We start from the raw sequence: 23,937 nt of genomic DNA, 5'->3' as shown, positions 1-23,937 counted from the left end.
ACGATACGGTGGCCTTTTTTACGCGCTGCAATGATCCGCTTCCTTAAATCTGCACTCAATGGGTTCATCCCCAGTTTGGTACGGCATCGGACAGGGATTGTACAGTCTATTGTGCCTATCTAATCCGGAATTGCTCTAGCGTCAAGCCGTGATCAAGCGGGCATTGGGCTTTGTGGCGGGGTTGTTGGAGCCCGGGTGGAAGGCTTTCCGGGCGTACCGGCCGGTTTTTTTGGGAATCCAGTCGGTGGGGCTGCTGTTGTTGCTGGCCTATTATTTTCTTCCGGGGCTGGCGGGTGCCTGTGAGGCCCTGGTGGCATGGAAGCGGGCGGGCGGTCTTTGGTTCGCGGCCCTGGCCACGGTGGTTTCGGGCGGCGTGGTGCCTGAATTGCTCAAGTGGAAGATGCGGCCGGCCGGGCTCCCGCATCCCGGGCCGTTGGAATTGCTCCACCAGATGACCCTTTTTGCCATCCTCGGGATGATGGTGGATGTGTTTTACGATTTGCAGGGTCGGTGGTTCGGACCGACGACCGGGTTGGGTGTGTTGCTGTTGAAATGGTTTGTGGACCAGTTTGTCTATTCCCTGTTCCTGACCGGACCGCTTTCGATTCTGTGGTTCATGTGGCGTGAGCACAGGTTTGATCCCCTGGCGACGATGCGGGCGGCGTGGTCGCGCCAATTCATCGGGCGCGTGCTTCCGATGTGGGCCACCGGGCTGGTTTTTTGGACGCCCCTGCTCTTCGGGCTTTACGTGCTGCCGGTGGGATTGCAGTTCCTGGCCTTCTTGGTGGCCAATTGCGCGTGGGGCATCCTGATGGTGTTCATCGCCCGCCGCCAGATCGATGGGGCCGATGTCGGGTAAGGTGCGGAGGAGGAAGAGAAAAGGTAAAAAGGAAAAGCAAAAGGAGATTGGTCAATCCGAGGGCTCGATGATCACGAGGGCGTGTTCGCACGGTGCATGACCGGAAGGATAGGCCCGGACCATGTGGGCTGCACCGGCAAAACGGGGATGGGCGCACTGGAGCAGTCCGTGAAACGGGCGTCCGGTCCGGAGGGTTTCGAAGACTTCGGAGGCGAAAGCGTCGTTCCAGTCCATCACTCCGGCCAGGGACAATTGCTCGCATTCCGGGCAGGCGACCAGGAGGGCGGCATTGGCCAGGGTGATTTTGAGCGGAACGGCGGCGTCATTGAGTTCCAAGACGGCCAGAGGACAGTTCATCTGGGCGGCGGTATAGGCCAGGAGGGCCTTGGCGTAGTCGGATTGGGCGTTGATGTTGGCCTGGTCGACCATGCGCTGGGCCACCTTGAGGCGGGTTTGCAGGACCTTGGCATTGACCGGTTTGGTCAGGTAATCGTTGGCGCCAGAATCCAGTGCGGGGGCGAGGGCCTGGCCCGGTTCGTGGGCGGTGACCATCATGATGTAAGGATAATACTCCGATCCGGTGCCGTAGCTGGCCCGGAGGTGGCCGATCAGCTCGAGTCCGCTCATGCCCGGCAGGTCCAGATCGACGAGGTACACATCGTAAGGGTTGCCCTCCTGTGCGGCGATTTTGGCCAGGGCGTCCTCGCCGCTCATGCATTCCAGCACCTGGTGTTTGACGCTCTGGCCGCTGTTGACCAGAGCGCGGAGGAGCATGCGGGTGGCGGGATCGTCTTCGATGATGCAGATGTTCATTTTTTGGAGTATTGGACGCGTCCGGTGGTGCGGAAAAACATGCGGCGGATGGCTTTGACCACACCGGGTTTGGGCGGGGCGGCGGCGGCGATGGAGGCGTAGGTGATGGCGGTGCGCGGGATGGTTCCACCGGAGGGTTTGGCGGGTGCCGGGATGGTTTCCTCGAGTGGTGTGTTGGGGGACGGGGCGGTGAACCGTCTCCGGATGCGGAGGGTGAAGAGGAGTTCGACCTCACCCACCGTGAGCCGGTCGCCTGAGGTCAGGATGGCCTGTTCGGTGACGACCCCGTTGACCCGGGTTTTGTCGCCGGAACCGAGATCCCAGATTTCCACGTAATCGGAGTGGATCATGAGGCTGCAGTGGAGCGGCTCGATGCTGGGGTGGGGTAGGATGAATTGGCAGTCCTGGCCGCTGCCGATGAGACAGCCGGATTGGACATTGCCCTCGAAGCGGAACGTTTGGGGGCCACCGGGGGCGTCGGCCCAATCGAGGCTGATGATGTGCTGGTCGAGCAGCCCGCTTTCCAGATCCTGGTGGTACAGTTCGGGCAATACGGCCGGAGCGGTACGAGGAGGCTGGGATGAAACTTCAGAAACATCCCGGGGCTCGGGGACGAATGCGGAGGTTTCCGCCGGTTCCGGATTTTCGAAATCCTCCAAGGTGAGGTCGAAGGTCGGCACCGAGGGGCGGAGGCCGGGATACCATTTGGAGGTGGTCTGTTCCCAGCCCAGGATTTCATAGAGGGCGGCCGCACCCTTGCGGCCCATGCTTTCGGCGTGGATGACGTGGTGGTTGCGGAAGAAGACGAGGGCGCGTTTCGCTCCTTGGAGGATTTCCAGTGCTCCCTCGCTTCCTTCCACCACGATCTGGCGGATGAGGAATCCCGGAGGCTGTTCGTCATGAGTCTGGAGGGAAGGGGTGGCCATGGCGCGGGTGGGATGCAGAATTTTTAGCATTTGCCCCCTTGAAATCAAACACGGATATCCGGCCGGGGCCGGGCAAAAAAAAACGGGAATCCCGCAAGGGATTCCCGCTGGAGCGGAAGCAGGGCTTATTCGGCGGGGTCGAATTCGCCTTTGCCGTCGACCGTGGCCTCTTGGGAACGAGTATGTGTTTCCCCGCTGGGTCCTGTGGTGGTGACGGTGCGGCTGGCCCCATTTTCAGTCGGCTGGACACTCACGCTCTTCGAGACGGTTTTTCCATCCTGATTGGTCAGGGATTGGTCGCGGGTGAGCTGGCCGTCACCGCGTTGTACCGAGGACTCGTAACGGCCGGATTTTCCATCACCGGTGGTGTAGGTTCCCGAGGTGGAACGGCCATCCGCCGTGCGGGTGGTGGTGGAGTCGGTGTTGAGGGATTTGCCTGAGGCGGTGGAATAGGTGCCTTGTTTTTCGAGGGTTCCGTCGCCGGTGCGCTTGACCGTCTGGGTGCCGGTCTGGGTGCCGCCGTTGAAACCGGTGCGGTTGCTGTCGACCTGCCAGCTGTTGTTGCCGGTCTTTTGGCCGTTGCGTTGGAGGGAGGACGTGCGGCCGTCGCCCAAGGTGGTGTTGATGTTTTGCTGGGCGGTGCCGTTTTCGCGGTTCCAGGTGCTGTTTTTGTCCCGGGCTCCGTTGCCATTGGCGTTCTGCCACTGGGTGTTCTGGGAACGGCTGCCGCGGTCGGCTTCCGTCTGACGCTGCCAAGTGGCGTTCTGGCCGCGATCGTTGTTGAAGGAACCCGAACGCGTGCGGTTGCGGGGGGCGGCTTCGGCAAGCGAGGCCGCCAGAGTGAGGATGGAGACAAGTCCGAGGAGGAGGATTTTGTTCATGCAAGAATGGAGACGGCGGGGACCGGTGGTGGGTTACAGGAAAAATCAGGGTTCTGGGTCGGGGTCCTTCGCGCCAAGCAGGGCACGGATTTTTTCCCTTCGTTCGTTTCTGAACTTTTCATACTTTTGCTGTTGGTCGGGGTCAAGTAGGGGCAGGAGACGGGATTCGGTGCCCTCAAGGATCTGGCGGGTGGCCAGGAAGGAACGACGTCGCAGGGATTGAAGGTCGCGGAGGCTTTCTTCGATGACCGGGCGGAAGGCGGATTCCTGTTCCGGGGTCAGGACCAATTGTTGGTCCATTTTCTCCATCCAGCGGGCGGCCATCTCGGCCGGGGTGGCACGGGCGCGCTCGGCGATTTTCTTTTTGGCGACGGCCAGGGTGGCCAGGCTGCCGGTGATTCCGCCGAAGAGGAAAATGGCGGCGGCGCCGGCAACGGTGAGGAGACGGGTGCGTAGGATGGGGTTCATAAATCGAGGAGTGCGAGGGGGTCGGATTCTTGGATGGGCCATTTCCCGGAGAAGACGTCGCCCGAGGGGAAGGGTAGATCCAGTGTGTAGTTGTAGAGAAGCAGGGCGGCCAGCGCGGGAATGGCGGAAGCGGACAGAAGCCAGCGCAATGCCCAGGTGATGGAATCAGGATCGGCTTGCCTGCGGCGGCGTTCAGCGGTGGCCAGTGCGGCCACGCGCGTGCTGAAGCCTGGAGGAGGTTGGAGGGGGACTTCCCCGGAACCGCAGGCACGGCGGTGCAGGTTGTCCCAGTGGGCATCGGCAGGGTGGTTGGAGGGGCGGGATGGATCAGGATCACTCATGGGATTTTTCCAGCAGTTGAAAGAGTTTGCGCAGCTTGGCCCGGGCGCGGAAAGCGGTGACTTTGACCTTGGAGGCCCCCCAGCCTGTTTGTTGGGAGATGGTTTCGACCGTGAGTTGTTCCAGGTCCAGCATACGCAGCACCAATTGTTCGTTCGGATTGAGTTGGCCGAGGAGGTGGTCGACCAGATCGCGGGCAGAGGCCTGTCCGGCGGCATCGGGAGCGTGATCGCCCATGCGGGTTTCTTCAAAGGCCTGTTGTTGATCGGCGTCGAGATCGCCCCAACGCAGGAGGGGACGGCGCTGGTGATGGCGCAGCCGGTCCAGGCAGGTGGTGAGGCTGAGGCGGGCGACCCAGTGTTGGAAGGGCTGATCCCCGCGGTATTGGTCGATTTTATGAAAAACCTTCATGAAGATTTCCTGCGCCAGGTCTTCCTCGCTCTCCTGTCGTGGGAGGCGGCGGCGGATGATGCGGAGGACATCCGGATAGAGCGCATCCACCAGAAAACGGGCGGCGTTCTCGTCGCCGTTGCAGAAGGCGTCGACCCATGGCCGGAGGTCCGGGGAGGGGTCATCCATGGGGTGGATTCTGAGTGGTCATGCACGAAACTCAAGACGCGAACGGACGTGTCCCGGTTACAACGATCAAGTGTATCGCTTTTGCTTGGCCTTGGGGCGCGGGGTGGCAGGTTGGGGAGATGGCGATTCCTTTGATCATGACCGTTTTGGGGCCGGACCGGCCGGGTTTGGTGGACGTGGTGGCGTCGGCGGTGGCCGAACACGGGGGCAACTGGTTGGACAGCCGGATGTGCCACTTGGGGGGACATTTTGCCGGCATCGTCCGGGTCGAGGTCCCCGGCGAACGGGAGCATGCCCTGCGCCAGCAGATTCAGTCGTTGTCGATGCGTGGTTTGCAAGTGACGGTGGCGCGTGATGAGGCGGCCGGTGCCGCGGGACCGCGTCGCACCATGGTGCTGGACCTGGTGGGCAACGACCGGCCCGGCATCGTCCAGCAGATCAGCCACATCCTGGCCGTTCATGGGGTCAACGTCGAGGAACTGCACACCGAGCGGACCAGCGCGCCGTGGAGCGGGGAGCCGTTGTTCGAGGCCAGGCTGCGCATCGAGATCCCGGAGTCTTGTGAGCTTCCCAAGCTGCGGGCGGATCTGGAAAAAATCGCCGCCGAGTTGATGGTCGATTTCACGTTGGGATTGAAGCCCTGATCTGCTGGCAAATCGTTCTCAGCCTCGATCTCGTGCACTTTTTCTTTTTTGAAACAGGGAGAGAGCGGGAACGAGGATGGGTGTGAGAACGCGTGTGATTTCGGATGGGAAGCCCCCCATCCTCAATCCAGCGTCTTGCGGTAGAATCTCGACCCGGCCGTGATGACGACCGTGGTGAAGAGGAGGATGGGCCAGAGGTGGGCGGCGGTTTCGTAAAGTCCGTTCCCCTTGAGCATGATGCCGCGCACGATGCGCAGGAAATGGGTCAGGGGCAGGGCGCTTCCGACCCACTGGGCCCACTCGGGCATGCCCCGGAACGGAAACATGAAACCTGACAACAACAGGGAGGGCAGGAAGAAAAAGACCGCCATCTGCATGGCCTGGAGCTGGTTGCGGGCGATGGTGGAAAAGAGGATTCCCATGGATAGGTTGGCGGCGATGAAAAAGAGGGCCGACACTGCCAGAAGGAGCAGGCTTCCTTTGAAAGGCACATGGAAAATCACCAGGGCCACGGTCAGGATCAATCCGACCTGGATGTATCCGACCAAGATGTAAGGGGTGATCTTGCCCACCATGACTTCCACCGGTTTGGCCGGGGTGGCGAGCAGGGTTTCCATGGTGCCGCGCTCGCGTTCCCGGGTGATGGCCAGTGCGGTGATGATGACCATGGTCAGGGTCAGGACGACACCCATGAGGCCGGGAACGATGTTGTATTGCGTGAGACCTTCGGGGTTGTAGTGCGGCTGGATGCGCAGGTCGACCGGTAGATCGCCGGGGGAAAGGTAGGACAGACTGCCGGAGAGGCTGCGCTGCCAGACGGTGGTGGCCAGATTCCGCAAAGCGCCCACGGCGTTTCCCGTGGCCGAGGGGTCGGTGGCGTCGGCTTCGAGCAGGAGGGTGGGACGCAATCCTTTGACCAAGTCACGGGAGAAATTCCCCGGCACGTGCAAGACGAACTGGACTTCCCCCAGGCGGAGCATCCGGTCCGCTTCTTCTTCGGTCACCGGCCGTTCCAGAAAGCGGAAGTACTTCGAATTTCTCATGCCTTCGACCAGATCCCGGACCAGTGGACCCTGGTCGCCGGAAACCATGACGGTGGGCAGGTGTTTGGGATCGGAATTGATGGCGAAGCCGAAAAGCACCAACTGCATCAGGGGGATGCCGATCATCATGGCGAAGGTCACCCGGTCCCGCCGCATTTGGATGAATTCCTTGCGGAGGATGGCGCAGAAACGGTTCCAGGAGGGGGAGTCAATCATCGCGGAAATTGTCCTTGCTGGTGTCCATCAAGGCGATGAAGACATCCTCCAGGCCGGGTTCGACCCGGTCCCATTGCCGGTCCGGGCTGCTGAGTTGGCGTGCGGTATTCTGCAGGGCTGCGGCATCGCGGCCGCTGACATGCAGCGACCGTCCAAAGGGCACGACCTGTCCGACACCCGGGGCCGCCCGGAGGGTGTCCACCCCGGCCTCGACGCGGGGGCCGGTCACGCGGTAGGTGGTGAGTCCGGCGGAGGCGATGACTTCCTTCACCATGCCGTTGGCCAGCAGGTGGCCGTAGGCGATGTAGGCCAGGCGGTCGCATTGTTCGGCCTCATCCATGTAGTGGGTGGTGACGAGGATGGTCATGCCTTCGTGGGCCAGGCGGTGGATTTCCAACCAGAATTCCCGCCGGGCCTTGGGATCGACCCCGGCGGTGGGCTCGTCGAGCAGGAGGAGGCGGGGCCGGTGGAGGAGGCAGGCGGCCAGGGCCAGCCGTTGTTTCCAGCCTCCGGAGAGTTGGCCGGCCAGTTGGCGCTTGCGATCGGAGAGACCAAGGTTTTCCAGGCACTCCGCCACGGCGGGCTTATGGTTTTTCATGCCGTAGATGTTGGCGATGAAATCCAGGTTTTCCTCCAGGCTCAGATCCTCGTAGAGGCTGAACTTCTGCGTCATGTAGCCGACCTGGCGTTTGATTTCGTCGGATTGGGTGCGGAAGTCGTAGCCGAGACAGGTGCCTTCGCCCTCATCCGCGCGCAGCAGGCCGCAGATCATGCGGATGAAGGTGGTTTTGCCGCTTCCGTTCGGGCCGAGGAATCCGTAGATCTCCCCCTTCCTGACTTGCATGGCCAGGCCGTCGACCACGGTTTTCCCGTCAAACCGCTTCGTCACGTTCCGGACATCGATGACGAGATCGGTTCCGGTCATGGGCTTTGGGCGCGGCGGATTTCCACTGGTTGTCCCGGGTGGAGTCGTTCCCGGATTTCGGGGTCGGGTGCCGCTTCAACGAGGAAGGTGAGTTTGTCGCGGGTGTCGTTGCTGTAAATGACGGGCGGGGTGTATTCGGCCTTGGTGGAGAGGTAATTGACCGTGGCCGGGAACGAAGTGTCCCCGCCATAGGGTTTGACCGTCAGGAGGTCGCCCGGGCGGAGGGTGTTGAGCGTGGCGGCATTGACGTAGAAACGGATCTTGATGCGCTCGGGGGGAAGGAGCACAACCACGGGCCGGCCCTCCGGGACCCATTCGCCGGGAACGTAGGTCGTGTCCTGGACATAGGCGGCGCCGGGGGCGAGCTGGGTTTTCTGGTCGAGGCGCCATTGGATTTGTGAGTGGGCTTCCCGGGCGGCCTTCCATTCGCTTTCGTTCTGGTCGTATTGCTGGCGCGAAATCGAACCGGAGGGCATCATTTGTTGGGCACGTTCCCAGTTTTGTTCGGCCAGGACGAGGCGGGCCCTGGTTTCGGCGGCCTGTTCGGCCTCGGGATTGGGTTCCAAGCGGAACAAAGTTTGGCCGGACTTGGTCTTGTCGCCGCGGTGCACGGACAAATCCAGCAGCCGTCCGGCTACCGGGGAGGCCACATAGAGGTAATCGGCCTCGACGTAACCCTGGTAGACGGAGTTGACGGGGGCCAAGTGCCTCCAAAGGGAAAAGGCAATGACCAGAAGTCCGACAAAGATGGCGGCACCGAGGATTTTTCTGCGCTTGCTGCTGCTGGCCGGGGTTTCGGTGTCGGGAAGAGTCATGGCGCGATCATGTGGAAGGGAGAGGGAAGAGGATGAAGCAAGGAAGACAGAAGCCAACAGCAGAATCAGACGGAGGATTCTGCCTAGGAATCAGGAAACCCGGCAGGAGCAGGGCACCGCTCCTGCATCAGAATCGTGATCAATCCAAACGTTCGGGGTAGACGCCGGCGTCGATCAGCTTCCGGATGCCGGCTTGCACGAGGGGTTTGTCTTCGCGGTAGGTCACACCCAGCCAAGTGCTCGATGTGGTGAGGACGCGGAATTTCGCCTGATCGGACTGGATGAGTTCGTCGGCCAGGGTGGGGATGTAGTATTCGGCCTTCAATTCGCCGACGCTCCGGTCGAGGAAGGATTTGAAGCCGTTTTCGATTTTCGGAAAAACGTCCGGGGTGAAGGTCCAGAGGTTCATCGAGACAGGTTCGTCGCCGGTGAACTTGGCGGTGGAGCCGTCGGGCCGGGCTACTTTTCCGCCGTTTCCGTCTTTCTCGATCTTGGTTTCCTCGACCACGCTGGTGAGGAAGCCTGCCGGGTCCGCTTGGCAGACGCCGCGCGAGACGGTGCCGTTCTCGGAAAGGGTGTTGCGCATGGGATAGCCGACCAGGCCGTATTCCGGGACAGCGCCCTGGGTTGCCAACTTGCCGAGGTGTGCCGCGGCCTGGGCGAGGGCATCTCGCCCATAGCAATCGTCGGCGTTGACGATGGCGAAGGGGCTGCGGATGGTGTCTTTGGCGGCGAGCACGGCGTGGGAGGTGCCCCAGGGTTTTTCGCGGCCTGCGGGAACCTTGTAACCGGCGGGGAGGAGGTCGAGTTCCTGGAAGGCGTAGTCGACGATTATTTTGCCCTCGTAGCGTGGGCCGATGAGGGCTTTGAAATCGGCCTCGATGGAGTGGCGGATGACGAAGACGACGCGGCTGAAACCGGCGCGGCGGGCGTCGAAGATGTTGTAGTCGAGGAGGGTTTCGCCGGAGGGGCCGACGGGGTCGATTTGTTTTAGCCCGCCGTAGCGCGAGCCCATGCCTGCGGCCAGGACGAGAAGGGTGAATTCCATGGGGTGACAATCGGCGATCGGGCGGGTGATTCAAGTCAGAACACCTGCAGGCGGCCGGTTCCGGGATCCAGGCCCCTGGTGTGTTTTTTCCACGACAACAGGAAGGTGCTTTGCCAGCATCCAAGGGCATGAGCCGACCCTTGGGGGAACTGATTTGGGTCCCGTTCGCGAAGGAAGGACGTCCATGAACGAAAGTCAGGTTTTTGAAGGTCGCTCGCACGGGCGGCTGGATGTGCTGGGGGGTGTGGCCGAATACAGTGGGGCGTTGGTCCTGCAGATGCCGACCCGTGGGGAAACCGTGGTTCGGGCGAGACTCATAGACCAGCCGGAATTGCGTTTCCGATCGGAGGGCATGGATGAGGCGGTGATTCCATTGGAATGGTGGACGGGTCTGTTGCGGACCTCAGGGGGAGGAGCGGCGCTACGCGGTGTGTTGCAGGAGCGAAGGCTGGCACCTTGGACGTTTTACCTTGTGGGTTGTTTGTGGACTTTGGCCCTTGAAAAGGGCTGGGTGCCCACCCGGGGAATCGATATTGAGGTGCACTCCGGTTTGCCTGTTTCTTGCGGCGTCAGCAGCAGCTCGGCCTTGACGGTGGCGACCCTGCGGGCCTTGGCGGAGCTGGCGGGGTTGGCCTTGCCAGAAACGGAATCCGCCGCGCTCGCCCATAAGGCCGAGGGTGATTTTGTCGGGGCGCCCTGCCGCTTGGTCGATTCCCTGGCCTGTGCGCACGTGCAATCCGGCTATCTGCTCCCCATCCTTTGCCGTCCGGATCAAGTCCAGCGTCCGGTAGCCGTTCCCCCGGGAATCTGTTTGGTTGGGTGGCCGAGCGGGGTGAGGCATGCCGTGTTTGCCAATCCGCATGCCCGGGTGCGAACAGCGTCCTTCATGGGCCGCAAGATGCTCGAACGCGCGACCGGACGCAAAGTGGCCCAGACCAGCGATTTCACGCCGATGGAGTACCACCAAAACCAGGAACACCTGGCCGTGGCCATGCGCGGCGAGGATTTCTTGGATGCCTGGGGTGGCGTGGATGATCCGCTTTCCGTCATCGATCCACAGACGGTCTATCCCGTGCGGGCCGCCACCCAGTTTGCCATTGAGGAGAATGACCGGGCCGCCCGCACGGTGGCCAGTCTGCAGCGCTTCCATTTGGAGCAGGACGAATCGCTCCTATGGGAAATAGGAGGACATTTCTTCGCCTCCCATACCGCTTATGGGGCGATGGGTCTGGGCTGCGCGGAAACCGACTTGATGGTGGATTACCTGCGCAACCGGCCACTGAGTGAAGGCATTTACGGGGCCCGCGTCAGTGCCGGAGGGTGCGGGGGCACCGTGGTCGTCTTGCTCAAGGAATCGTCCCTGCCCCGGCTGAGCGAACTTTGCGCGCGCCTCACGCCCGCCGTGTCCCTCATCCCCTGATTTCCGTCCCCGTTTTCCGGGCTTCGCCCTTTCTCATTAGGAGGTGCTGCTTATTAATGAAAACATCTAATTTGATTTAATATCATAAATAAGATAGCCTACTTTTTGTCATGAAGCAACAGATGGCCACTACCCCTGCTCCCACCAAGCCCCGCAACACGGTCACGATGGAGGGGAACGAGGCAGTGGCGCGGATTGCCTACAAGTTGAGCGAGGTGATCGCGATTTATCCAATCACCCCGTCGACCTCCATGGGGGAACTGGCTGATGAGTGGGCCTCGCGGCGGAAGGAAAATCTTTGGGGATCGGTTCCCCGCGTGGTTCAGATGCAATCGGAAGCCGGCGTGGCCGGGGCGGTGCATGGGATGCTCCAGGCCGGCAGCCTGGCCACCACCTTCACGGCTTCCCAGGGGCTCCTTTTGATGATCCCCATCATGTATAAAATCGCCGGGCAGTTGATGCCGTTCTGTCTGCACGTTGCTGCGCGCAGTCTGGCCACGCATGGACTGTCCATTTTTGGCGACCACTCCGACGTCATGGCCGTGCGCCAGACCGGTTTTGCCATGCTGGCCTCGGCCGGGGTCCAGGAGGCCCAGGATATGGCCTGCATCGCGCACGCCGCCACCCTGCAAACCCGCATCCCCTTCCTTCATTTTTTCGACGGATTCCGTACCTCGCACGAAACCAATGGGGTGGAACGGCTGGATGACAAGACTCTGCGCGCCATGCTGGACGAGGAATCCATGCTGGCCCAAAGCCGCCGCGGCCTCAGTCCGGACCGTCCGGTCATCCGGGGAACGGCCCAGAATCCCGACGCCTATTTCCAGGGACGGGAGGCGGTCAATGCCTTCTACGACCGCACGCCGGCCCTGGTCCAGGAGCTGATGTACCGGTTCGCCACCCTGACCGGCCGGACCTATCATCTCTTTGATTACACGGGTCATCCTCTGGCCGAGCGGGTGGTGGTGATCATGGGATCGGGCGGTGAAACCGTGCGGGAGGTGGTGCGCCACCTGATGTCACAGGAAGAACGCGTAGGAGTCATCCAGGTCCGGCTGTTCCGTCCGTTCGATGTCGCCGCCCTGGTCAACGCCCTGCCGCCCACGGTCAAAAAAATCGCCGTGCTCGACCGGACCAAGGAACCGGGTTCGGTGGGTGAACCGTTGTTCCAGGATGTGGTGACGGCCCTGGCCGAGGCGGATACGGCGCGCTGGAGCGAGGGCAGGACACCGGTCGTGATCGGGGGGCGCTATGGACTGGCCTCCAAGGAATTCACCCCGGCCATGGTTTTGTCCGTGCTGAACGAACTCAAGGCCGCCCAACCCCGGCGTCGTTTCACCGTCGGGATCTGTGATGACGTCACCCGGCTTTCCCTGGCCTACGACCCGTCATTCGGTGTGGAAGATGAGGAGAACCGCCGCTGTCTTTTTTATGGACTGGGCTCGGATGGCACCGTGGGGGCGAACAAGAACACGATCAAGATCATCGGCGACAAGGCCGGCCTGCACGCCCAGGCCTATTTTGTCTACGACTCGAAAAAATCCGGGGCCGCCACGGTGTCGCACCTCCGTTTCGGCGCCCATCCCATCCGCGCGCCCTACCTCATCCAGAAAGCCCATTTTATCGGGGTGCACCAGTGGAACCTGCTCGACCAGTTCGATGTCCTGGAATCCGCAGCGCCCGGCGGGGTGTTTCTGTTGAACACCGTCCACGCCGCCGATGTCGTCTGGGACCATCTGAGCCTGGAGGTTCAGGAATCGATCATCTCCCGTAAGCTCCGGTTCCATGTCATCGACGCCTACCAAGTCGCCCGTGAATGCGGTCTGGGCGGACGCATCAACACCATCATGCAAACCTGCTTTTTTGCCCTCTCCGACATCATGCCGTTGGACCAAGCGATCTCCGAGATCAAGGCGGCGATCGAGAAAACCTACCTGCGCAAGGGCAAGGAAGTGGTCGAGAAAAATTTCCGCTCGGTCGACCGCACGTTGGAAAACCTGCGCGAGGTCATCGTTCCCAAGGCGGCATCGGCCGCCCGTCACCGCCCGCCGCCCCTGTCCGCCGGGGCGCCGCAGTCGGTCTTGGAACTCCAGGGCGAATTGCTTGCGGGAAGGGGTGATTCTTTGCCGGTCAGTGCCTTCCCCATCGACGGCACCTGGCCGGTCGGCACCAGCCGCTGGGAAAAACGCAACCTTGCGCTGGAGATACCAGGCTGGGACCCGGAGCTTTGCATCCAGTGCAACAAGTGCGTGCTGGTCTGTCCCCACGCCGCCATCCGGGCCAAGCACTACGACGAAAAACTCCTGGGCAACGCTCCGACAACCTTCCGTTCCGTGCCGTTCCGCTCGCCGGAGAACAAAGGCCACCGCTACACCATCCAGGTGGCGCCCGAGGATTGCACCGGCTGCAAGCTCTGCATCCAGGTCTGCCCGGCCAAGGACAAGTCCAACGCCGCCCACAAGGCGCTCAACCTGGTCGGCCAACCGGCGGTGCGCGAGGCCGAGAAGGAAAACTACGATTTCTTCCTGGCCCTTCCCTCTCCCGACCGCACCACCCTGAAGCCGGATCTGGTCAAGGACTCGCAGTTCATGGAGCCGCTCTTTGAATACTCCGGAGCCTGCGTGGGCTGCGGAGAGACACCTTATATCAAATTACTGACGCAAATGTTCGGTGACCGCGCCCTGATCGCCAACGCCACCGGATGCTCGTCGATCTACGGCGGCAACCTGCCGACCACGCCCTACACCTGCAACAGCGAGGGCCGGGGACCGGCCTGGGCGAATTCCCTCTTCGAGGACAACGCCGAGTTCGGCCTCGGCATCCGGGTGGCCAGCGATGCCCGGCGCGCCCATGCCGGTCTTTTGTTGCGCCAGGGCAAAAAATTGCTGGGTGAGTCCTGGGTGGCGGAAATCCTGGAGGCGCCCCAGACCAATGAAGCGGAGATCGCCGCGCAGCGTGCCCGGGTGGCCGAGCTCAAGCGGCGACTGCCTTCGCTGCCGCCGGAAATCGCCCGCCCGCTCGCCGTGCTGGCGGATGAATTGGTGCGGCGTTCGGTCTGGATTGTCGGTGGCGACGGCTGGGCCTACGACATTGGATTCGGTGGGTTGGACCATGTCATGTCCCAGGGGCAGAACGTCAATATCCTCGTTCTCGACACCGAGGTTTACTCCAACACCGGCGGACAACAGTCGAAGTCGACCCCGATCGGGGCCGTGGCGAAGTTTGCCACCGGGGGCAAGGAAACCAGCAAGAAGGACCTGGGCCTGCTCGCTATGGGGTATGGGAATGTCTACGTCGCCCGGGTGGCCTTCGGGGCCAAGGATTCGCAGACGGTCAAGGTTTTTGCCGAAGCCGAATCCTATCCCGGTACTTCGCTCATCCTCGCCTACAGCCACTGCATCGCCCATGGCTACAACCTCTCGCTGGGTCTGCAGCAACAGAAGTTGGCGGTGGACTCCGGCCACTGGCCTTTGTTCCGCTACGATCCGCGCCGCAAGGAAGAGGGCAAGCCTTCGTTGGTGCTGGATTCCGGACCACCGAAAGTGGGGTTGTCCAGTTACGTGGAAAACGAGGTCCGTTATCGCAGCCTGCAGGCGGCCCATCCGGAGCGTTCCCGCCAGTTGATCGGGAGGGCCCAGGAAGAAATCCACCGGCAGCACGCCCACTACACCCACCTGGCCCAGGAGTTGGGGGGGCATGAGGCGGGCAGCCCCGGCTCCGGGGAAAAGGGGGGCGCATGAAGCCCTACCTGGCCACTCCCTACCTCGGATTCAACCTCAAGAACCCGCTCATTGCCGGGGCATCACCCTTAGGCGAACACCTCGGCAACCTGCGGCGGCTGGAAGACCTGGGTGCGGGCGCGGTGGTGTTGCACTCGCTTTTTGAGGAGCAATATGAGATGGAGGCCCGGTCGGTTCAGGCCCTGACCGAGCCCTTCTTCCATTCATCACCCGAGGCTTCGGGTTACTTCCCCGAGAGTGAGGACTATGTCCTCCGGCCGGATGCCTACTTCGAGCAGGTGCGGGCGGCCAAGGCGGCACTGGGCATCCCGGTCATCGCCTCCCTCAACGGCACCAGCCAGGGGGGATGGCTCGACTACGCGGTGGATATCCAGGCGGCGGGAGCGGATGCCCTGGAATTGAATGTCTACCGGGTGCAGACCGACGACCAGCGGTCGGCCGCCGATATTGAGCAGGAGTTGATCGATCTGGCCCTGGCCGTGCGGGCGCGGTTGAAAATCCCTTTTGTGGTCAAGTTGTCGCCGTTTTACAGCTCGCTGCCCCATGTGGTGCGAAGGTTGTCCGAATGTGCGGTGGACGGCGTGGTGTTGTTCAATCGCTTCTACCAACCGGATTTCGATATCACCAACCAGGAAGTGGTGACCCGGGTCCAGTTGTCCACGCCCTCCGCACTGCTCTTGCGGCTCCGTTGGCTGGCCATCCTTCATGGGCGGTATCCCCTGGCGCTATCTTTGAGCGGGGGGATTCACCGGGTGGAGGACATCATCAAGGGCATCATGGCCGGGGCCGACACTGTGCAGTTGGTTTCCTACCTTCTGCGCCACGGCATCGATGCCCTGCCCATCCTGCTGCAAAACCTGGAGGAATGGTTGGTCGAACAGGAAATCGAATCGCTTTCCACCATCCGGGGCAGCCTGAGTCTGAAGCATTGTCCCGACCCATCGGCCTTCGAGCGCGCCCATTACATGAAGATACTCCAAGGGTGGAAAGTCGAGTGAGTTAAAGCCGAGGGCGGACGTCGGAAGTCGGATGGCAGACGACGGATCAGGTGCCGACTTCTGGCCTCTGTTGTCCGACGTCGGTCTTGGATCAATGCACGCTCTCGCCGACCGGCGTGAGTTTTTCAGGTGCTTTGTCCCAGGGGATGTTCGGGCAGCCGGTGGGGTAGGCGCCACCTTCGGGGCGGGCCCAGCGGACGCCGTTTTTCAGGATCAACTTCACTTCGGCCTGGTGATAGGTGGGGTAGGTTTCGTGGCCTGGACGGAAGTAGAAGATCTTCCCATTGCCCCGGGTCCAAGTGGCACCGGAGCGGAAGACTTCGCCGCCCTCGAACCAGCTAATCATCAACGTTTCGTCCGGTGCGGGGATGCCGAAGGGCTCGCCGTACATTTCCTCGTGCTCGATTTCGAAATAGGGGGCGTTGAGCCCCTGGACGATGGGGTGGCCGGGGTTGGTGATCCAGACACGCTCTTTCTCGCCGGCTTCGCGCCAGCAGAGGTCGCAGGACGTGCCCAAGAGACGTTTGAAGATCTTGGAATGGTGGCCGGAGTGCAGGACGACCAGGCCCATGCCCTCGAGGACGCGCTTTTGCACCCGGTCGACAATCTTGTCCTCCACCTTGGCGTGGGCGGCATGACCCCACCAGGTCAGGACGTCGGTGGAAGCCAGGATGTCCTCGGTCAGGCCGTGTTCGGTTTCTTGGAGGGTGGCGGTGCGGACGGTGAAATCCGGAGATTCGCGCAGGCCCTCGGCGATGCACGTGTGCATGCCCGTGGGGTAGATGTTACGGACGGCTTGGTGGGTCTGTTCGTGGACGTTTTCGCCCCAGACGGTGACGCGAAGGGTGGAGGGAGTCGGCATGCCCCCTTTGATACCCCCCGGCTGGATGGAAGCAAGGGGATTGAAAACTGTATAGCCCTCTCTGAGAAGAAAGCAGGCAGAAAGGGTCAGCGAGGGGGAAGAGGGAAGGGGCGGGGAGCTGGAGGCAGGGACGATCAGTTGGGCGTCTTTTCCTGCAACTTGGACAGCCAGGCGAGTTGGTAGGGGGCTTGGTCGGCTTCTTTGATGATATCGTCCAATTCCTGCAGACAGTGGCGGCTCATGATGTTCTTGATGTTGCCGAGATAATCGCCGTCAGGGCAATAACCGGCAGAGAGCAGCTTGCTGACAAAATCAACCCCGTTGTTGGTGTAAAAAGCTTTGTTGTAACGACCTGATTCGCGGAGGTAATCGGCATAACCCTGATAGCCTTCGCCCAAGTCCTTGAATTTACGGAAGTTGGCGACGGTCCGGACCCCGCTGTCGCGGGTGGGCATGGCGGCCTTGTCGCCTTTCCAGTTGGAGAAGGCCTTGATGCCGAAGTAGTTGTGGTGTTGCTTGGCCAGATCGCTTCCGCCGTAGCCGCTTTCGTAGATGGATTGGGAAATGATGGCGGAGGCCGGGATGCCGTACTGGACCTGCATGCGAATGGCTTGGGGCAGGGCCTCTTCCAAGAAGGCACGCCGGGAGCCGTAGGCCGTGTTCAAGACTTTCGAGAGCTTGTTGGCCAGTTGAACCACGTCCTCTGGCGACTGGGACGTCTGCATTGCTACCATGCGGGCGATCTGCAAGTTTCTCTCTTCCAACTCTTTGCGGTTTTTCTCGTCCTTCTCAATCCATGCGGCACGTTCGCGGAAGTAAAACTCGGTCATGGCGGTGCCGACCTTGCTGCTGGTCCAAAGGCTGAAGGCCAAGAAGAGGACGGTGCTGATCCACACCGTATTCGAAAGGAGCAAGGTCCCCCAAAGGCCATAGCGCTTCTTCGGCTCCTTATAGAACCGCTTCATCGCCAGGGCGGGCATCAGATTGACTGTTTTGGCTCGTCTCATAGCTTTTTCGTTTTCGATCCGTCTGGATACAAAAGGACAATAGTGGTCCAAGAAGGCGGTTGTGTCAACTCCCGCAACGACTGAGTGCTGGAACAGGGAAAGACTACCCCAGCTTATGGTGGGGCGCAAGGATGGAAACTACCATAGGTAGGGCAGACCATTTCTCTCCAGAATCCGCACTTCTAGGGAGAGAATGTTCGCGCTACTCGCATAAATAATTGCATGGGAGTCGCTTAAGGATCTTTTGCATCCCGTGACCTTGGTCGCCGTGGTCATGCTGGGAAGAGGGCATCCTCCAACATCAGGCATAGGCAATGGTAAATCGGCAGGTGGTATTCCTGAATGCGGAAGGTTTCCGTTGAGGGGACCCGCAGGCAGAGGTCGCACAAAGGAGCCAGCTTCCCGCCTGTTTCGCCGGTCAGGCCCAGGACCTTGAGGCCTTTCGTCCGGGCTGTCCGGGCAGCGAAGCCGACATTGGCGGCATTCCCGGAAGTGCTGATGGCGATGAAAACGTCGCCGGGGCGGCCGAGGGCCCAGACCAACTGGGCATAGGTCAGAACCGGGTCAACGTCGTTGCCGAAGGCGGTGGCCAACCCGGGAAACCCGGTCAAGGGGATGGCGGGGATGCCTCCCTGGAGCTTGGGGCCGATGTCGGACCCCAAGGCGGCTTGTTGATCGGCACCGAGGGGGCGCTTGCTTTTGAAGCCCTTCAGCAACTCGCCCGACCAGTGTTCGCAGTCAGCGGCGCTGCCTCCGTTGCCGGCCAGGAGGAGGTGGCCTCCTTGCCGGACCGAGTGGAGCAAGAGGTCGTGGGCGGCGGCGACGTCCTGTCGCAGCGGAGCCAGGGCGGGGCAGCGTTCGATGAGATGGGCGAGATGGATTTGGGCATTCATGGGGTTGCAGGGGACGACGCAAGCATGCCCCCGGGGTTTCCGGGGACAAGCTTGGAGTGGTGGCGGACGGGTGGGACCGGGCCGGGCGGCTGGTTAGACTGCGCCAATGGCCGGGCTTCTGGAAAATACTTTCCGATGCAACGTGTTTGTCTTGAGGGGCTTCCGGGCGGGTTGGGTGGCGTCCGCATTTTCCGGTTGATCGCGGCGGCGAAATCCATACTTTCTCCCTTCCTGTTTCGTGGGAATAGGCCGCAATTGGAAGGTTGGCGCTTTGGAAAAAGTTTAAAAAACTTCAAAAAAGCGTTGACCGAAAAATTGAAATCGGTATGTTCTCATCTCCCGTCGGGTAAAACCGAAGGGTCACTGGAAAGACATCAGCGGGTCTGCCTGCTGGGGAAATTCCGGTGGAAAACAAAAAACGGCGGAAAGCCGGAACGATCTTTGAATGAATTGACACCGGGCCTGGAGTTGGGTTTGGGCCGGTGCGAAGACAGTAAGACAGCAGAAGATTGAGTGGTGCGGAATGGGCCGCGCGGCAATTGCCAATGCGCCGTGCGGTTTATGTTCCCGACTCCCGTCGGGAACACCAGATGCACATACATTTTGGCGACCAAGAGTCATTGGTCTCAGTAAAACTTTTGGGCTTCGGCCCATACCAGTTTTTACGGAGAGTTTGATTCTGGCTCAGAACGAACGCTGGCGGCGTGGATAAGACATGCAAGTTGAACGGGATCTTTCCGGTTGGCAACAATCGGGGAGATTCAGTAGCGAACGGGTGCGTAACACGTGGGAATCTGCCTGGAAGAGGGGGATAGCTCGCCGAAAGGCGAATTAATACCGCATATTAACAAAGCGGGGGACCGTAAGGCCTCGCACTTCCAGATGAGCCCGCGTCCTATCAGCTAGTTGGTGAGGTAACGGCTCACCAAGGCTTTGACGGGTAGCTGGTCTGAGAGGACGACCAGCCACACTGGGACTGAGACACGGCCCAGACACCTACGGGTGGCAGCAGTCGAGAATTTTTCACAATGGGGGCAACCCTGATGGAGCGACGCCGCGTGGAGGATGAAGGGCTTCGGCTCGTAAACTCCTGTCACCCCAGACAAATACGATCCGGTGAACATCCGGAGCGTTTGATGGTATGGGGAGAGGAAGGGACGGCTAACTCTGTGCCAGCAGCCGCGGTAATACAGAGGTCCCAAGCGTTGTTCGGATTTACTGGGCGTAAAGGGTGCGTAGGAGGCTTGGAAAGTCAGGTGTGAAATCTCACCGCTTAACGGTGAAATGGCGCTTGATACTCCCGAGCTAGAAGATCGGAGGGGAGAACGGAATTCCTGGTGTAGCGGTGAAATGCGTAGATATCAGGAGGAACACCAACGGCGAAGGCAGTTCTCTGGACGATTCTTGACTCTGAGGCACGAAGGCCAGGGGAGCAAACGGGATTAGATACCCCGGTAGTCCTGGCAGTAAACGGTGCTCATTAGGTGTAGGCGGATTCGACCCCGTCTGTGCCGTAGCTAACGCGTTAAATGAGCCGCCTGGGGAGTACGGTCGCAAGATTAAAACTCAAAGAAATTGACGGGGGCCCGCACAAGCGGTGGAGTATGTGGCTTAATTCGATGCAACGCGAAGAACCTTACCTGGTCTTGACATGCATTGTTCATCCGTGGAAACACGGTGGCCCGCAAGGGCGAATTGCACAGGTGCTGCATGGCTGTCGTCAGCTCGTGTCGTGAGATGTTGGGTTAAGTCCCGCAACGAGCGCAACCCCTATGATTAGTTATATGCGAAAGCTCTCTAGTCAGACTGCCCTGTTCAACGGGGAGGAAGGTGGGGATGACGTCAAGTCAGGATGGCCCTTATGACCAGGGCTGCACACGTACTACAATGCCCACTACAGAGGGTCGCAGAGCCGCGAGGTGAAGCTAATCCCAGAAAAGTGGGCCCAGTTCGGATTGGAGGCTGCAACTCGCCTCCATGAAGTTGGAATCGCTAGTAATGGCGCATCAGCTACGGCGCCGTGAATACGTTCCCGGGCCTTGTACACACTGCCCGTCACATCATGAAAGCCGGTTGTACCCGAAGTCAAGTTGCTAACCGCAAGGGGGCGCTTGCCTAAGGTATGGCTGGTGATTGGGATGAAGTCGTAACAAGGTAGCCGTAGGGGAACCTGCGGCTGGATCACCTCCTTTCTAAGGAGAACGCCTGCTCTCCATTCAGCTTGTCTGACATGGATCGAGCTCGCGAGGTCGACCGCTAACCTTTGGATGAAAGTCCAAAACACGCGGTTCCAAAGCCTGGTCGTTGGAAACGACACCGGGTCGTCTGACATTCCGTATCCACTCAGTCTTTTTAGTTCTTACTGTTTTCGGCAAGATACCGGATTCCCCCGGGGGCATAGCTCAGTTGGTAGAGCGCCAGCTTTGCAAGCTGGATGTCAGGGGTTCGAATCCCCTTGCCTCCAGTCCCGCTTCGGCGGGACTGCCGCGACGAAACCTTGGTGAAGTCGGGCCTCCCTGTTGCGGTATTGAGCTTCGGCTCGACTGGCCGCCACATCCCGGCCACAAGGCGAGAAATTTTACCAGGGCCTGTAGCTCAGTTGGTTAGAGCATGCGCTTGATAAGCGCAGGGTCACTGGTTCGAGCCCAGTCAGGCCCACGGATGCGGAATGATGGTTCGTGAAACACCGGCCTTCTCGATCGAGAAGCCCGCTGTTTCGGTGAACCCGGAAAACGGACGGATCGGCCTCGGGCCGCGAAGTCCAAGGTTCTTTGACAACTATGCGTAGGTAGTCAAGTGCACTTAAATGTGCGCGGGCTACAACTTCAAAATAATTAAACATTAATGAGATCCAGATAAACTCATGATCAAGCTACAAAGAGCACAAGGTGAATGCCTTGGCGCCTAGAGGCGATGAAGGACGCGATAAGCTGCGATAAGCTTCGGGGAACGGCAAATACGTGTTGATCCGAAGATTTCCGAATGGGGTAACCCGGTGCGGTTAATACCGCATCCCTCCGTGCTGAATACATAGGCACGGAAGAGCAACACCCGGCGAAGTGAAACATCTCAGTAACCGGAGGAATAGAAAGCGAAGCGATTCCGTAAGTAGTGGCGAGCGAAAGCGGAACAGCCCAAACCAGGAGGCTTGCCTCCTGGGGTTATAGGGCCACGATATGGGACTGTGGAAGTTAGGTGAAGCGGCTGGAAAACCGCTCCATAGAGGGTGAGAGACCCGTAACCGAAAACCGAAACAGCCCTAGTGGTACCCTGAGTAACACGATGCACGTGAAACTTCGTGTGAATTCATGCCGACCACGGCATAAGGCTAAATACTCCTAGGCGACCGATAGTGAACAAGTACCGCGAGGGAAAGGTGAAAAGCACCGCTGTGAGCGGAGTGAAATAGTTCCTGCAACCTTGTGCTTACAATGTGTCAGAGCCCCGCAAGGGGTGATGGCCTGCCTTTTGCATAATGAGTCTGCGAGTTAGTATCAGTGGCATGCTTAAGGGCTTATGGTCCGAAGGCGAAGCGAAAGCGAGTCCTCAAAGGGCGTTAAGTCGCTGGTGCTAGACCCGAAGCGGAGGTGATCTACCCATGGCCAGGTTGAAGCCACCTTAACCGGTGGTGAAGGACCGAACTGGTGCACATTGAAACGTGCTCGGATGAGCTGTGGGTAGGAGCGAAAGACTAATCAAACCCCGTCATAGCTGGTTCTCCCCGAAATATATTTAGGTATAGCCTCGTGTGCTGACCTGCGGAGGTAGAGCACTGAATGGACTAGGGTCCACACCCGGATACCGAATCCAATCAAACTCCGAATGCCGCAGGGTGAAACACGGGAGTAAGTCCATGTGGGATAAGCTGTGTGGTCGAGAGGGAAACAACCCAGATCGCCGGCTAAGGCGCCCAATGACAGCTAAGTGGAAAGGATGTGAAGTTTCTTAGACAGTGAGGATGTTGGCTTAGAGGCAGCCACCATTTAAACAGTGCGTAACAGCTGACTCATCGAGAAACTTCGCGCCGAAAATGATTGGCGATAAGCTGTCAGCCGAAGCCGCGGATGGTGTTCCGGTTCGCCGGGGCATCGTGGTAGGGGAGCGTTCTGAGTGCTGCGAAGCGGGAGGGTAACCAACCGTGGAGCGCTTGGAAGTGAGAATGCAGACATGAGTAGCGATAAGGCCGGTTGAATTCCGGCCCGCCGTAAACCCAAGGTTTCCTGGGGAAGGTTCGTCCTCCCAGGGTTAGTCGGGACCTAAGTCGAGGCCGATGGGCGTAGACGATGGACAGACGGTTCAATATTCCGTCACCACCGACATTTAAACGGAAGGGACGTGGGCACAGAGTGGAGCGAGGCGACGATTGTCCTTGTCCCGCAAGGGGACGTGGAGGCTACGGCCGAAGCGGATTCTATAAAGTGACCACCGAGAAAATCTTCCGTGAATACTAAGGTGCCCGTACCGTAAACCGACACAGGTGGGTGGGTAGAGTATACCAAGGCGCGTGAGTGAAGTCTCCTGAAGGAACTCGGCAATCTAGCCCCGTAACTTCGGAAGAAGGGGCGCCCCCCGCAAGGGGGGCCGCAGTGAAAGGGGTCAACCGACTGTTTATCAAAAACACAGCACTCTGCTAAGTCGTAAGACGATGTATAGGGTGTGACACGTGACCAATGCTCCAAGATTAAGGGGAAAGGTTAGCCGCAAGGCGAAGCTTTGAACCTAAGTCCGAGTGAATGTCGGCCGTAACTATAACGGTCCTAAGGTAGCGAAATTCCTTGTCGGGTAAGTTCCGACCTGCACGAATCGTGTAACGAGTTGACCGCTGTCTCCAGGAGAAGCTCAGCGAAGTTGTAGTGGCGGTGAAGATGCCGCCTACCCGCAGAAGGACGGAAAGACCCTATGCACCTTTACTATAAGCTGTTATGGCGTCGTTGGTAACGATACTTAGCGTAAGTGGGAGACGTTGAAGCCACTCTTTCGGGGGTGGCCGAGTCGACAATGAAACACCACCTTTCTTTAATGACGACGCTAACCCCAGCCCGTGATCCGGGTGGGGGACAGTGGCAGCAGGTTAGTTTGACTGGGGCGGTCTCCTCCTAAAGAGTAACGGAGGAGCGCGATGGTTCCCTCAACATGGTTGGCAATCATGTGTCGAGTGTATTGGCAGAAGGGAGCTTAACTGTGAGACCAACAAGTCGAACAGATACGAAAGTAGGCCAAAGTGATCCGGCGGTAGAATGTGGAATTGCCGTCGCTCATCGGACAAAAGGTACGCTAGGGATAACAGGCTGATCGCATCCAAGAGTTCATATCGACGATGCGGTTTGGCACCTCGATGTCGGCTCATCGCATCCTGGGGCTGGAGAAGGTCCCAAGGGTCCGGCTGTTCGCCGGTTAAAGCGGTACGCGAGCTGGGTTCAGAACGTCGTGAGACAGTTCGGTCCTCTATCCTCTGTGGGCG

General features: G+C 60.0%; 19 protein-coding genes, 2 tRNA genes and 2 rRNA genes. 10 read left to right on the top strand and 13 right to left on the bottom strand.

Annotated features, from left to right (window positions below; genetic code table 11):
- Positions 1-148: 148 nt before the first annotated feature.
- Positions 149-859, top strand: a complete 711-nt coding sequence (locus SFU85_10325) for a hypothetical protein (protein ID MDX6767173.1) — start codon at positions 149-151, stop codon at positions 857-859.
- 51 nt (positions 860-910) lie between these two features.
- Here SFU85_10325 and SFU85_10320 read toward each other — a convergent pair whose 3' ends face one another.
- From SFU85_10320 to SFU85_10295, 6 genes are all read right to left on the bottom strand, one after another.
- Positions 911-1,672 (bottom strand): response regulator, encoded by a 762-nt coding sequence (locus SFU85_10320; GenBank protein MDX6767172.1) that lies wholly within the window; start codon positions 1,670-1,672, stop codon positions 911-913.
- Entirely contained in the window at positions 1,669-2,628 is a 960-nt protein-coding gene (locus tag SFU85_10315) for an FHA domain-containing protein (protein MDX6767171.1), read from the bottom strand. Before SFU85_10315 ends, SFU85_10320 begins: the two co-directional genes overlap by 4 nt.
- A 95-nt stretch (positions 2,629-2,723) precedes the next feature.
- On the bottom strand, positions 2,724-3,479 hold the full coding sequence (locus tag SFU85_10310; GenBank protein MDX6767170.1) for a hypothetical protein: 756 nt from the start codon (positions 3,477-3,479) through the stop codon (positions 2,724-2,726).
- Positions 3,480-3,524: 45 nt separating this feature from the next.
- Entirely contained in the window at positions 3,525-3,947 is a 423-nt protein-coding gene (locus SFU85_10305) for a hypothetical protein (GenBank protein ID MDX6767169.1), read from the bottom strand.
- Positions 3,944-4,288, bottom strand: a complete 345-nt coding sequence (locus tag SFU85_10300) for a hypothetical protein (protein MDX6767168.1) — start codon at positions 4,286-4,288, stop codon at positions 3,944-3,946. Before SFU85_10300 ends, SFU85_10305 begins: the two co-directional genes overlap by 4 nt.
- Positions 4,281-4,865, bottom strand: a complete 585-nt coding sequence (locus SFU85_10295; protein MDX6767167.1) for an RNA polymerase sigma factor — start codon at positions 4,863-4,865, stop codon at positions 4,281-4,283. Before SFU85_10295 ends, SFU85_10300 begins: the two co-directional genes overlap by 8 nt.
- Positions 4,866-4,984: 119 nt before the next feature.
- On the opposite strand from SFU85_10295, the gene SFU85_10290 reads away from it, so the two are divergent.
- The gene (locus tag SFU85_10290; protein ID MDX6767166.1) at positions 4,985-5,509 is read left to right on the top strand and encodes an ACT domain-containing protein; all 525 of its coding nucleotides are present in this window, start codon (positions 4,985-4,987) and stop codon (positions 5,507-5,509) included.
- Between the two features lie 122 nt (positions 5,510-5,631).
- Here the strand turns inward: SFU85_10290 and SFU85_10285 are convergent, their stop codons facing one another.
- From SFU85_10285 to SFU85_10270, 4 genes are all read right to left on the bottom strand, one after another.
- Entirely contained in the window at positions 5,632-6,768 is a 1,137-nt protein-coding gene (locus tag SFU85_10285; GenBank protein MDX6767165.1) for an ABC transporter permease, read from the bottom strand.
- Positions 6,761-7,693: an ABC transporter ATP-binding protein gene (locus tag SFU85_10280; GenBank protein MDX6767164.1), complete on the bottom strand. Its 933-nt coding sequence runs from the start codon at positions 7,691-7,693 to the stop codon at positions 6,761-6,763. Before SFU85_10280 ends, SFU85_10285 begins: the two co-directional genes overlap by 8 nt.
- Entirely contained in the window at positions 7,690-8,508 is an 819-nt protein-coding gene (locus SFU85_10275; protein ID MDX6767163.1) for an HlyD family efflux transporter periplasmic adaptor subunit, read from the bottom strand. Before SFU85_10275 ends, SFU85_10280 begins: the two co-directional genes overlap by 4 nt.
- A 139-nt stretch (positions 8,509-8,647) precedes the next feature.
- A complete protein-coding gene (locus SFU85_10270) occupies positions 8,648-9,556 on the bottom strand; it encodes an NTP transferase domain-containing protein (protein MDX6767162.1) in 909 nt (302 codons plus the stop codon).
- A 184-nt stretch (positions 9,557-9,740) separates the two neighbouring features.
- Here SFU85_10270 and SFU85_10265 point away from each other — a divergent pair, with 184 nt between their 5' ends.
- The 3 genes from SFU85_10265 to SFU85_10255 all read left to right on the top strand — a co-directional run bounded on the left by SFU85_10265 (position 9,741) and on the right by SFU85_10255 (position 15,714).
- Positions 9,741-10,976 (top strand): hypothetical protein, encoded by a 1,236-nt coding sequence (locus SFU85_10265; protein ID MDX6767161.1) that lies wholly within the window; start codon positions 9,741-9,743, stop codon positions 10,974-10,976.
- Positions 10,977-11,098: 122 nt separating this feature from the next.
- Positions 11,099-14,716, top strand: coding sequence for a pyruvate:ferredoxin (flavodoxin) oxidoreductase (gene nifJ, locus SFU85_10260; protein MDX6767160.1), 3,618 nt, complete (start codon positions 11,099-11,101; stop codon positions 14,714-14,716).
- Positions 14,713-15,714 (top strand): dihydroorotate dehydrogenase-like protein, encoded by a 1,002-nt coding sequence (locus SFU85_10255; protein ID MDX6767159.1) that lies wholly within the window; start codon positions 14,713-14,715, stop codon positions 15,712-15,714. Before nifJ ends, SFU85_10255 begins: the two co-directional genes overlap by 4 nt.
- A gap of 91 nt (positions 15,715-15,805) precedes the next feature.
- On the opposite strand, the gene SFU85_10250 is transcribed toward SFU85_10255, so the two are convergent.
- The 3 genes from SFU85_10250 to SFU85_10240 form a co-directional block, all read right to left on the bottom strand.
- On the bottom strand, positions 15,806-16,576 hold the full coding sequence (locus SFU85_10250) for a ThuA domain-containing protein (GenBank protein ID MDX6767158.1): 771 nt from the start codon (positions 16,574-16,576) through the stop codon (positions 15,806-15,808).
- 134 nt (positions 16,577-16,710) lie between these two features.
- Entirely contained in the window at positions 16,711-17,583 is an 873-nt protein-coding gene (locus SFU85_10245; GenBank protein ID MDX6767157.1) for a glucosaminidase domain-containing protein, read from the bottom strand.
- Positions 17,584-17,855: 272 nt separating this feature from the next.
- Positions 17,856-18,476 (bottom strand): SIS domain-containing protein, encoded by a 621-nt coding sequence (locus tag SFU85_10240; protein ID MDX6767156.1) that lies wholly within the window; start codon positions 18,474-18,476, stop codon positions 17,856-17,858.
- Positions 18,477-18,611: 135 nt separating this feature from the next.
- Here SFU85_10240 and SFU85_10235 point away from each other — a divergent pair, with 135 nt between their 5' ends.
- The 5 genes from SFU85_10235 to SFU85_10215 all read left to right on the top strand — a co-directional run.
- Positions 18,612-18,989 carry a hypothetical protein gene (locus SFU85_10235; protein MDX6767155.1) on the top strand — a complete coding sequence of 126 codons (378 nt, stop codon included), beginning with the start codon at positions 18,612-18,614 and terminating at the stop codon, positions 18,987-18,989.
- 148 nt (positions 18,990-19,137) lie between these two features.
- Positions 19,138-20,668: ribosomal RNA gene (locus SFU85_10230) — 16S ribosomal RNA — on the top strand.
- A gap of 199 nt (positions 20,669-20,867) precedes the next feature.
- Positions 20,868-20,940 (top strand) — tRNA-Ala (locus tag SFU85_10225).
- Positions 20,941-21,060: 120 nt separating this feature from the next.
- Positions 21,061-21,134: transfer RNA gene (locus SFU85_10220), tRNA-Ile, on the top strand.
- Between the two features lie 207 nt (positions 21,135-21,341).
- Positions 21,342-23,937, top strand: a 23S ribosomal RNA gene (locus SFU85_10215); the annotation flags it as partial.

This window comes from Candidatus Methylacidiphilales bacterium (genome assembly GCA_033875315.1).
Classification (GTDB): domain Bacteria; phylum Verrucomicrobiota; class Verrucomicrobiia; order Methylacidiphilales; family CAZTYG01; genus JANRJG01.
The sequence above is the reverse complement of the archived record's forward strand: the minus strand, read 5'-3'. Positions and strand labels throughout refer to the sequence as shown.

Bases quoted from the DNA above. Each gene is read 5' to 3' on its own strand.
- SFU85_10235 (MDX6767155.1), top strand. From the start codon at position 18,612: ATGCAACGTGTTTGTCTTGAGGGGCTTCCGGGCGGGTTGGGTGGCGTC.
- SFU85_10280 (MDX6767164.1), bottom strand. From the start codon at position 7,693: ATGACCGGAACCGATCTCGTCATCGATGTCCGGAACGTGACGAAGCGG.
- SFU85_10245 (MDX6767157.1), bottom strand. From the start codon at position 17,583: ATGAGACGAGCCAAAACAGTCAATCTGATGCCCGCCCTGGCGATGAAG.
- SFU85_10295 (MDX6767167.1), bottom strand. From the start codon at position 4,865: ATGGATGACCCCTCCCCGGACCTCCGGCCATGGGTCGACGCCTTCTGC.
- SFU85_10275 (MDX6767163.1), bottom strand. From the start codon at position 8,508: ATGACTCTTCCCGACACCGAAACCCCGGCCAGCAGCAGCAAGCGCAGA.
- SFU85_10270 (MDX6767162.1), bottom strand. From the start codon at position 9,556: ATGGAATTCACCCTTCTCGTCCTGGCCGCAGGCATGGGCTCGCGCTAC.
- SFU85_10305 (MDX6767169.1), bottom strand. From the start codon at position 3,947: ATGAACCCCATCCTACGCACCCGTCTCCTCACCGTTGCCGGCGCCGCC.
- SFU85_10290 (MDX6767166.1), top strand. From the start codon at position 4,985: ATGGCGATTCCTTTGATCATGACCGTTTTGGGGCCGGACCGGCCGGGT.
- SFU85_10285 (MDX6767165.1), bottom strand. From the start codon at position 6,768: ATGATTGACTCCCCCTCCTGGAACCGTTTCTGCGCCATCCTCCGCAAG.
- SFU85_10265 (MDX6767161.1), top strand. From the start codon at position 9,741: ATGAACGAAAGTCAGGTTTTTGAAGGTCGCTCGCACGGGCGGCTGGAT.
- SFU85_10310 (MDX6767170.1), bottom strand. From the start codon at position 3,479: ATGAACAAAATCCTCCTCCTCGGACTTGTCTCCATCCTCACTCTGGCG.
- SFU85_10300 (MDX6767168.1), bottom strand. From the start codon at position 4,288: ATGAGTGATCCTGATCCATCCCGCCCCTCCAACCACCCTGCCGATGCC.
- SFU85_10240 (MDX6767156.1), bottom strand. From the start codon at position 18,476: ATGAATGCCCAAATCCATCTCGCCCATCTCATCGAACGCTGCCCCGCC.
- SFU85_10250 (MDX6767158.1), bottom strand. From the start codon at position 16,576: ATGCCGACTCCCTCCACCCTTCGCGTCACCGTCTGGGGCGAAAACGTC.
- SFU85_10315 (MDX6767171.1), bottom strand. From the start codon at position 2,628: ATGCTAAAAATTCTGCATCCCACCCGCGCCATGGCCACCCCTTCCCTC.
- SFU85_10320 (MDX6767172.1), bottom strand. From the start codon at position 1,672: ATGAACATCTGCATCATCGAAGACGATCCCGCCACCCGCATGCTCCTC.
- SFU85_10255 (MDX6767159.1), top strand. From the start codon at position 14,713: ATGAAGCCCTACCTGGCCACTCCCTACCTCGGATTCAACCTCAAGAAC.
- nifJ (MDX6767160.1), top strand. From the start codon at position 11,099: ATGGCCACTACCCCTGCTCCCACCAAGCCCCGCAACACGGTCACGATG.